General features: G+C 50.8%; 10 protein-coding genes. 6 read left to right on the plus strand and 4 right to left on the minus strand.

Annotated features, from left to right (window positions below; genetic code table 11):
* Together N5J71_RS21570 and N5J71_RS21575 are read left to right on the plus strand one after the other, a co-directional pair.
* Positions 1-431 (plus strand): SH3 domain-containing protein (locus N5J71_RS21570; protein ID WP_279917624.1); only part of this gene is annotated, 431 nt, incomplete at its 5' end.
* A 99-nt stretch (positions 432-530) separates the two neighbouring features.
* On the plus strand, positions 531-887 hold the full coding sequence (locus tag N5J71_RS21575) for a histone-like nucleoid-structuring protein, MvaT/MvaU family (protein ID WP_257598585.1): 357 nt from the start codon (positions 531-533) through the stop codon (positions 885-887).
* Between the two features lie 476 nt (positions 888-1,363).
* Here N5J71_RS21575 and N5J71_RS21580 read toward each other — a convergent pair whose 3' ends face one another.
* From N5J71_RS21580 to N5J71_RS21590, 3 genes are all read right to left on the minus strand, one after another.
* Entirely contained in the window at positions 1,364-2,296 is a 933-nt protein-coding gene (locus N5J71_RS21580) for a hypothetical protein (protein WP_257598584.1), read from the minus strand.
* Between the two features lie 1,002 nt (positions 2,297-3,298).
* Positions 3,299-3,601 (minus strand): hypothetical protein, encoded by a 303-nt coding sequence (locus N5J71_RS21585; RefSeq protein ID WP_257598583.1) that lies wholly within the window; start codon positions 3,599-3,601, stop codon positions 3,299-3,301.
* Positions 3,602-3,728: 127 nt separating this feature from the next.
* Complete coding sequence (locus tag N5J71_RS21590) at positions 3,729-4,445, minus strand: hypothetical protein (RefSeq protein ID WP_279917625.1); 717 nt, start codon at positions 4,443-4,445, stop codon at positions 3,729-3,731.
* Between the two features lie 137 nt (positions 4,446-4,582).
* On the opposite strand from N5J71_RS21590, the gene N5J71_RS21595 reads away from it, so the two are divergent.
* The 4 genes from N5J71_RS21595 (at position 4,583) to N5J71_RS21610 (ending at position 7,356) form a co-directional block, all read left to right on the plus strand.
* Positions 4,583-5,155 carry a transglutaminase-like domain-containing protein gene (locus tag N5J71_RS21595; protein ID WP_279917626.1) on the plus strand — a complete coding sequence of 191 codons (573 nt, stop codon included), beginning with the start codon at positions 4,583-4,585 and terminating at the stop codon, positions 5,153-5,155.
* 22 nt (positions 5,156-5,177) lie between these two features.
* Positions 5,178-5,453 (plus strand): hypothetical protein, encoded by a 276-nt coding sequence (locus N5J71_RS21600; RefSeq protein ID WP_257598755.1) that lies wholly within the window; start codon positions 5,178-5,180, stop codon positions 5,451-5,453.
* A 104-nt stretch (positions 5,454-5,557) separates the two neighbouring features.
* A complete protein-coding gene (locus tag N5J71_RS21605) occupies positions 5,558-6,292 on the plus strand; it encodes an HNH endonuclease (RefSeq protein ID WP_257598754.1) in 735 nt (244 codons plus the stop codon).
* Between the two features lie 317 nt (positions 6,293-6,609).
* Entirely contained in the window at positions 6,610-7,356 is a 747-nt protein-coding gene (locus tag N5J71_RS21610) for an ATPase (protein ID WP_257598753.1), read from the plus strand.
* A 677-nt stretch (positions 7,357-8,033) separates the two neighbouring features.
* Here N5J71_RS21610 and N5J71_RS21615 read toward each other — a convergent pair.
* On the minus strand, positions 8,034-9,751 hold a 1,718-nt coding region (locus N5J71_RS21615), incomplete at its 5' end, for a B12-binding domain-containing radical SAM protein (RefSeq protein ID WP_279917627.1).

The following is a 9,751-nucleotide window of genomic DNA, read 5'->3' on the forward strand; positions in this document are numbered from 1 at the left end:
CCGCATCGACTGGAGACTTGTCGAAGCTAAGTCCAGCAGCGAAGGCCTACTTTAAATGGTTTTGTTGGTTCATTGGTTTGCTGGCCACCTACCTTGCAGCCCAAAACGCTGTCCGTGAAGAGCTGTGCTTCTTGCAGCCTAAAATTTTGCCAGGCATGACTGCGGGACAGATGGGCAAGATGGTGCGCAGGGAAATGTGCACTGCTGCTTTCATTCCTGACGGCGACTACCGCTTTGTACGAGGTGAGAACGTTCGGTTTAGAGCGGGGCCCAGCACCAAGGCACCAATACTTCCGGTTCACTTGGTCGATGGGCAGATGCTCGAAGTGCTCGACGCCAATAACCCGGACTGGCTGCATGTCACCGTCGTTGCAGGAGGCTCAGAGGGCTGGGTATCAAGAAAGTACACGCGTAAGTTTACTCTGAATTAATATGTACTTTGAGGGCACCTTGACCCCTCAGCTCCTAAGCCAGCATTGAATGGCCAGCTCTGGCCGGATAAGCCCCTTCAGTTTTTATCAGGAATCCGCATGTCGATCATCGCAGAATACAAGGCCCTCGAAGCCCAAATTGCCGAGCAAACCGCCCGCCTCGAAGCCCTCAAAAACGATCAAAAGCTTCAGAAAGAGATTGAGTTTGAAAACAAACTCCGCGCCTTGCTCGCCGAGTACAACTACTCCCTGCGCAATGTGATCGCGTTGCTCGATCCGAACGCTGGCAAGGCTTCTGTGGCCCCGGTGAAGGGGGCTCGCCGCGAGCGCACCGTTAAGATTTACAAAAACCCGAACACAGGTGAAGTGGTCGAAACCAAGGGCGGCAACCACAAGGTGCTGAAAGCTTGGAAAACCGAGCATGGCGCTGACGTTGTCGAAGCTTGGCTGCAATAAACTCGTTTCGAGTTGACCAGAGGGCCGCGTAAGCGGCCCTCGTTGTTTTTGGAACACGTATGACTCCAGGTGACGAGCGAGCCATTTGGTCTTGTGCGCTGTCTGTACACGGTGCACAGCAGCTGGAGCACATGATCTGTGGCTACCTGAATTTGCTGTCGAGAGACGTGCAGATTGATGAACCGCCAGGGCTGGTTAGCACAGAGGGGATGGCTCAGCTTGCCGGGATTCTGTTGGCCAACATCGAATCCGGCGAGCGCCCAGTGCTTGGCCCTCACCGAACCATGAATCGACTGCACTTTCGAGTACTGCGGCAGACCAAGAGGCGGCTGACATTTCTCATCCTATCTGACCTCCCGATTGATTGTGTTCCATCAGAATTGCGCAGGCTGAAAGCTCAGATTGATCTTGGCGTTTAAGTCCAAGGGAGAATGATTTTCTCCCCCCCTGGCCATAATATTGTTGAGAGCTGCACGTTAGATGCCAAGAATAAGCTCCCTCTCATATGGGCTAAATTTAAAGCCCGTGTAGGCTTTTGGCCAATCTGTAGGGGAGTATATTGATAAGCCTCGCAGGTAATTAAACTTGGGAGAAAAAAAATAGACAGTAGTTTCTTCCGATGTTGCCCATCCGTAAAGATAGCGCCAAAAGCCAAGCCGCTCTCGTAATAGTCTAGCCATATGTGGCTTATAGCTATTAGTAATCCACCAGGTCATTTCATTTACATTTCTGGCATCTACTGCTCGATACCTTACTTGCCACTCTTCTGGCTTTCGGGATTCGCTGTATACGGTGAATTCGACATCTAAGCCTTGTGAAGGCACTGATATGTCGGGCAGGTTACTATCTGGCGGTAATGGAATAATAAAAGATGCATCAGGAAAACCTATTCTGTCGTTAGCCGCCAGAAAAGTAGCTCGATAAATCGATAGCGAATATTTTTTATCTGAGTTGGTCTCATGAACTACATCATCAGCGAGCATTGCACCCGAGTGCTTGATAAATTCTTCGGGAATCATCTCCCGATTGCTTTGCTTGGGATACCGTATAGAAAGGGTGACTTTTTTCTCAGGCTGCATGGAAGTATTCAGCACTGAACTCTCTACCGGTAATAGAGCGTGAATTTCCCGCGAGGTGGGCGGCGCAGTAAAGAAAATATAGGTCGGATAGACCCTCTCCAGCTTTTCACTATGCAGATACAGTGAAAGGCCTCCAAAGATCCTACCATCTAGGTAAGACATGATCCACGGTTGAGAGTAATTTATTGCAGCCAATACAAAGGCTACAATTGAAGACGCGACTAGCCAAGGCTTTTTAAGTTTAGATCCAAGGCTTTGAAGTCGACTTTTAGGTTGATCGCGATGCGGTCTTGAGGCTTTGTTATTTCTGTTTTTTCTTCTCTTGCTCATTTTCTCAGCTTACTTATTAATCTTTCCTGATGCGCTTGTGATCGCCGCGTTGAAAGCCGATTATTTGAGCAGCATGTAGAGCGGCATCTATTCAATTCATCTATTTAACAAAGTCGCACATGACAGGGTATCTGATATGTCGAGCCACTCTATGGCCACTGAAAATCAAACTCAATCTTCGCCCCGAAAGATTCACTATCTACGTTGATCCACTTATCTAATGACAAATTGTTCTGCCGGCATGGACTCGTACTGAATCATTGCCCGTGCCCATGGATCACCTTTTTGGGCTGCCTTTTGAATAGATGAGGGGCTAGTGACGAGCCACTTTCCAATTTTCGGCTTGGTTAGTGGTTTAGCCATTCTTGCGTGGCATGCAGCAAGAAAAGGCTCCATCTTTTCCATAATATGCGGTGAAAGTCGGGAAAAATCCGACGAGGGATAGCGGGCACTTGGGCTATAGATTAGCCCTTTGGGTAATGGGTAACTCGTACTCCAAAACACCACGGGCATCTCGCAAGCCTGAAAGCTGGATTCGACTGGCAAATAGTAAGTACCCAAGTCGATGATGGAGCCGTCTAGCTCAATCCAGTAGTGGGAGTGCTCGCCAGAGCCAGACGCGTACCCCTGGATCGAAGCTAGCGATTTATCCCGCGATACAACAAAAGCTCCAAAATTTCCGCCCACGATTACAGGGCTGTAACCCCGAGCCTGAAGCAGCCGGTGTAAACCAAACGACGCGTACATACAGCGTTTGTAGTAGTCATCAGGAAACGTGCTTCTCAGGCACCTGTCTACTACGCAGAGAACGCGCTCAACAATCGCAGCTCCTGTCAAAAAAAGCCCCTCCGTGGAACGCGGCAACTCAGCTAGGTAGTTGTCCGGTATGTGTCTATCTAGTGGGAATGTACAAAGCTTATACAGCCACCTTGTCCCTCGGCACACTAGGGCAGAGAGACAAGATGCCGCAGATTGGGCCGCCCTTACGAGCGGAGCCAAGGTTCAGAACGGATACTTTTTAGACAAGACGGGGTAATTGTTCCCGATCCACCCCATAACTTTCTGACGGCCCTGTACATCGGAGGGCAGATGCTCATGGATCATCCACTCGCAAACCTGGAGGGTGCGTAAGGCAAGCTCACCTCCTTCGGCGGATTTCAGTGAATTCAGCAGATGGAGGACTTCGTACCCTTCCTTCCGACTGAAACGATCCGCATCCTCTTTGGTCTTTTTTGGATCATCTCCGGGTACGGCCTTCCAGCTGTAGTCGCTGTACTTGAGATCGCCCTTAGTAATTTTTGCCATGTCATGCATCCTTTCTGAGTGTTGGAGATAGGATCTATGGTGACTAAGTGCCATCGTTTCAAGGCCTGATGTGCGCATCTGTTGGGGGAAGCTGCGTTTTTTTACCGCACCTCCGATGCTGGTTTCCTCAGCCGTCGACCATGATTGGGCCGAACATCCCGGTGTTGATCAGGGCCTCCCATATCTTCTTCATCTTCTGGCCGGTGTCCTGGTTCACGAACAGCGACGAGCGACTGCCGTAGGGTTTCCCGAGGAAGTAACCGCGCATGGTTTCCCAGGTTTCGGCCACCTCTGCCACCTGCCAGAACTGAAGCTCCCGCTCAAGCAACAGCGGCATCGCCAGTGATATCGGAATCATCTTGTCGCGCAGATCTCTGCCCCAGTCACATCTGACCAAAATGGCAGTAGTGCCGGGCTGGTAGAACTTCACATCCAATCGTTCGGCGGTGATGAGGGCGATATGGGTTTTAGGGAGTTTGTTGACCGAGTCAATCACTGCCTGGCCGTCATTGTAGGGACAGGTAATGAAGCCATGAGCGAAGAGCCTCGTATGGTCTAGCCCCTCATATCCGCAGTCATGGCCTGGCCTGGTGATCGGGAAACGACTGCGATTGTTACTGACCAGGGGGTGCCAGGATGGGTATGCATCCACTACCGGCCCAAGCTCATAAGTGAGCTCCTGAAGCGTCTCCTTGGCATTTCTTCGCTCTACGTCATTCGCATACATGGACGGAGGCACTAGGTAGCGCTCGGCCTCTTCGTAATTGCGTTCTGCTGCTTCGTCTGCCCGGAATGCCATTGCACACCCCATTGATGTCGGTTGGTTGAAAACATGATTCTCCATGTCTTCGCATAAATCAACGTCTTTATGCGCGAAGAGTTGATTTAATGATCTGGGTGCGTTGAAATGGCGCTGCGATGGAGCCGGTCTCCGGTAACAGCGCCCCCCATGCCCTAACGCCAACTCACGAAGGAAGAGCCATGACCACTACGCTGCTTCGCGACATCATCATTCGTGACCGAGGCCAGGAGGCCTACGCGGATTACGTCAGCTACCACGCGAATGACCTGAAGCTGATTGCTGAAACGGCAACGCGAACCCTCGCCTCCATTCCCCGTGCGGCGGGCCACTGTGTCATGATCAGCGCCGGTTTCGTTGCAGCTCTGCGGGCCAGTGATGTTCCCGCCGTCGTCATCCTGGGTGACCTCTTGATCAACGGAAAGCATGTTTTCCGCTGCTACGACAATCTGCCCCGCCCAACGCATGATGATGAGATCGTCGATGCAACCTGGGATGGGCACGCTTGGGTGATGATTGGAGAAAGCATCTGCGATCTCTCGATCTTCCGAACTGCCTACGAGCTCACGCAGCCGAACCGGCTCAGCGACTACATCCTGAAGTACTTCGGCACCGGAAAAGGTGCTTTCATGTGCTATCCGCATCAGCTGCCGCCTGGGATGAAATTTGTTCCCAAATTCGCCCTCACGGATGACCAGATTTATGGGCTTCTGGAGGGGTTGTCACACCAGGCACGTGCACATCAGCAGCAATAGCTGGCTCACCAAGGAGGGTGCTGTGAAGGACTACTTCACTGAGGTTTTGTATGTACTCGCACTGTCGAAGCGAACCCAGGTGGCACTGATACTGGGTGTCGTCTTCTTCGTGGGTATCAGCTTGCTAGGTGAGTTCTATGTATCGCGGCTGCACTTTTCAGGCACCGTTGCTGGTCTGGAGCAAGTAGTCATAACCAAGCTGATGAAGCGCTTCGACAAGGCCGCTCTCATCGCGCTGGTTTCGTTCTGGGCCCTTGCGTTCAAGTTCTACCATCGAGACAAGCGCCGCTTTTTCTAGCTAGGAGCCACCTAGTGTGATCAGGATCGGCAGCCGCTGGTGGGTAGACGCTACGCAGGTAGATCGATAGCCTGATCCTTCTAACGCCAGCAAAAGGAACAAGCATGGCCAGGCTTATTCAGCTATCCAACACTTCTTGGGAGCAGCCATTTCGTGACCGGAAGAAAGAGCATGCTCTATGGGGCTCACACCCAGAGGTTCGTGAACACTGTGATTTCGTAGATGGCACCCGACGCCTTCTCCAGATTTCATTTGAACCGCGTTTCGATCTAGATGTGGTTGATTACTTCCAGATCACCAGCGGATGTGAGATCCAATTTCCTCAAGCTCTGGTCGAGATAATCCGTCCCATCGTGCTGGAAAACCCGGAGTCCAGCTTCGTCGTTACCGTGCTTGATGCTGAGGAATACGAAGATGGGCAGGACAGCAAGCAGGACACCTCCACCCTCATCACCTCTCGCGCCACGACTGTCATGGCTCGTGTTGGCCAGCAAAGATTTAGAAAGCAGGTAATGGCGTTCTGGGGAGATGCATGCGCGCTCTCCGGCGTGGATGAGCCCAAGCTACTGATCGCCTCTCACATCGTGCCCTGGAGCAAATCAGACGCCGACGTGAAGCTTGATCCATTCAACGGGATTTTGCTGGCTCCGCATTATGATCGGCTCTTCGATCAAGGCCTGATCTCTTTCCGCGATAACGGTTCGATTCTCATGTCGCCGGCTGCGAAGCAGCTACCACCGGAGTTCGGCCTATCTTCGACAATGAGGTTGCGCAAGATCGATCCAAGGCATTTGCCTTACCTTGCTGAGCACCGACATACCTTTGGCTACGACAAGTGATACCGCTACAAATGATTGAATTCAGTACGGTCTAGATCAGGGGCTTGAATCGGATGTCGACTAGAACCCCCATCACACGAGCTTACTGCGTCCAGCTGGGCGAGGTACTCTCAATCGCCGAAGCCCGGCGAGCCTTTTTCTCACTCCCAGAACCCCGCAGCCGCTTCAGGTTCTTGTGCTCGAACGAGACGTGCCGCGACCTCGCAATCCAAGCTGAAGTCACCGCAGTTAACTATGACAAACAACCCCACGACACCTATCGCATAGCGCACTTCCGTGAGAATCCGAAGTACGGACACGCTCCGGACTGCGAGTGGATGATTGATGAGGATGCCGAGGAGGTCGATGGCAAGCTCCCAGGGGAGACCGATGGCGACGCGTTCCTTCGAAGGGCTCGCCGCAAGCTGCATGACTACATCGATGTATTCGACCCAACCACTGAAGAGGCAACAGAGGGAGCCTCCTCAGGAGGCACTGCCGGCGTCAGCGATGTTACTGAGGGGAGTCGAAGCACAGGGGTAGGTCGAGGCGAGAGAGTATCTCGAAACCACAGAACCAGCAGTTTTGAGCGACTGGTGGAGTGCTACCGACACGCCAAGCTTGAACTCTCCGATGAGGAGTTCAAAGCCATGAAGCTCAGGATAGTGGGCGAAGGCGAGATTCCCCTGTCTTGGTACTTCAAGAGCATCGCCTATGCCAAGGTAGGCCTCTCAAACCGCGTTATCCATGGAGGTGCCAGCCTGGTCAAACGCTATGGCACGGGTAACGATCACGATTTAGGGTTCAAGCTAAGGTTCTTTGACTGGGTTGATAACAAACCAGTGTTCCTCTACGTATCCAAAGAGCAGATGAGCGAGTACCGATTTCGGCGATACATCGATGGAATTCTGCGACAAAAAGATGCCGATTACTTCCGTGTATTCGCACTAGGGGAGCTTGCTCTTGCCCCCAGCGGCAAGAGCATCGATTTGAAGGTTAACGATCTGAGGCAATTGGTGGTGATTCCGGGCTTTAAGCAGCCTCCCAAGGGTGATGCTGTGACGTCTCCAGTGGAGCAGCCGTGATGTCGCACGTGCCACAATCGATGGATTTCCATCTGTCCCATTGCGGTACGTACAACCTCATTGCACAGTCTCGTACTGCGCCTCTGCGGCGGCAGCTTTAGGTTGGTCAGGAACCACGAAGTAGCAATGGACGCTGGGGGGAGCTGCTGGAATGCGCTCGCTTGTAATCCAGTAAAGGATTAGGCCGCTCAATACACTGGCTATAACGGTGTGGAAGAAACTGCTGAAGTGCTGGTTCATTTAGGTGTCCCGCTTGATTGAAGGGACACCCATTTAATGGCCAGATTCCGCGTGCCAGTACCACCTACGAAAAATTTCTGAGCTCCCATTTTGGTGGCTCAGAAAGGGGGGTGCACAAATTTCACCGAGCCATCAGATAGGCAGACAGTTTTTCGAGCCGCCAGTGGCCAGCCCTTTCCGTTGGCGCGGTGCTGATATAGATCAAACACTCAAGGGAATCTAAGGGGCTCATTCAACCTGCTGCTGATCATTACAGTCGTGGCAGCTGAAATGGAACTCATGTCTGGTTCCTACTTGCTGACTGCCTACTGCCTGCTGATCCTCTTTCTACGTTAGCAATTAACCTGACCAAGAGTGAAAGACACTGGGGGGGTAGTTAGTGCTTAACAGTTTTTGCACGTCTGGCTATTGAGCGGCCCTTTGGGTAAGAGCAACTTTTAAAAAGTTGGACTAAGCTCTTTGGCCAAAATTCTGCCGCTAGGTAACTTTCCTCGATCAGCATCGGTAAAAAGCCGTTCAAATCTCTCGCTTGAGAGGTAATGAACCTCATCATAATCATCGATCAGTGCATCGCTATTTAGCAGCTTGGCCATCGCCCCACGTGCCTGAGTAATTTCCAAGGGGGAGAAATAGTTAGTATTGAGTGAGCCAAGGTAAAAGGTGATCACTTCCGGATCAATATTAAGGTCATAGGCCAATCGATGATTATGATGCTTATAATCGACCGTACCAGGGAGTAGAGATAGTATATATACATTAAAATACACCTGAACATCAGGGTTAAAATTCCGACAAATCGCTCTAATCTCCTTTGATCTTAAGTATGTTAAACAGAGGTTGTACTCATCATCTTCTGGGCGCCCAATGATCACATTAAATGACAGCGAGTGTACGCCAGTCTTGACAATGCCCTCCAAAACATCCTTGATCACGCCAAGCGGCTTGAGCTTCCTAAAAAGCTTAGATGAATCATCTGTGAGGTTCTCCAGCGGCAGAGTCGCCCGATAGCATCCCACCAATTCGCCATCTACAAATTCTGAATTGAACATAACCTGAATAAGTTCATGATCGACTACGCCCTGGTGCTCAAATTGGCCGAGCTCAATTCCATTGGTAAATTCCCAACAAAACCCCATGCTTCTGGCAAGATTGAACATATCGAAAAGTTCATCCCTGCCATCGTCAAAAGCGGATTTCCCAGAAGCGTGGCGGTGAATTCTGGATAGAAGATTATCCTCTTGAAACAGCAGAGTTCGAATACCCTTTAATTTGAAATATTCGAAATGCTTCCGAATTTTTTCCAGCTGCATGAAGCGGAAACGGCCCTTTGTGCTCGGCGTTGCACAGAAGGAACAAGCCTGCGCACAACCTCTAGATGTTTCCACACTTATAAACGGCCCCTGAATTCCAAACGGTGGCTTACCCTCCCCAGTATCTGAATAACTATCCAAATCTACGAGATCCAGATCCGGAGGAAGCATTTCGTTTACGTTGTACGATCCAGATCGAGACAGGAAGGTTTTGGCTGTATGCTTAATAGCTCCATCTTTTGCCCTGAATGCAATGTTTGGAACCTGATCAAAATCTAGCCGCTTATCAACACACTCCAATAGATCAGCAAAGCAGAGCTCGCCCTCTCCTTTAACTACAACATGTGCCCCACAATCAAGATGAAACTCAGGCGCAACGGTCGCATCGGTGCCACCGAGCACGATCACAGCTCTGGGATTTTGCTCGGCGCAAAAGCGGATAAAATCAGCAACAATTCGTCGCGAATGCGTAAAGTTTGAATTAATCCCAATTACGTCCGAGTCAACAATTTCCGCAATGACTTCTTCAAATGGTAAACCGATACGATGTTTCTCTAATGTGATATTGCCAAGCTTAAGTTCGCCATACTTTACCTTTTGTCTATCCTCATATTTCTCCGCGCCTTGCGTCTGCATGTCGCAGATATGAATATCAATTACCACATCTCGCGCAAGCAGAGCATCTTTAAGCCCCGCCGCCAAAGCGGTCAAAGGTGCCTTATGCATACTTGTTCTGACGGTTCCGAGAAAACGGTCGTCACCTTTAACACATTGACCAGGCGCTGGAACTGAAAACAACATCACTGACAACATAGAAATGCCTTCCTTAGTACATGGCGTATTGC

This window comes from Ectopseudomonas oleovorans, from assembly GCF_029845265.1.
GTDB classification, from domain to species: domain Bacteria; phylum Pseudomonadota; class Gammaproteobacteria; order Pseudomonadales; family Pseudomonadaceae; genus Aquipseudomonas; species Aquipseudomonas oleovorans.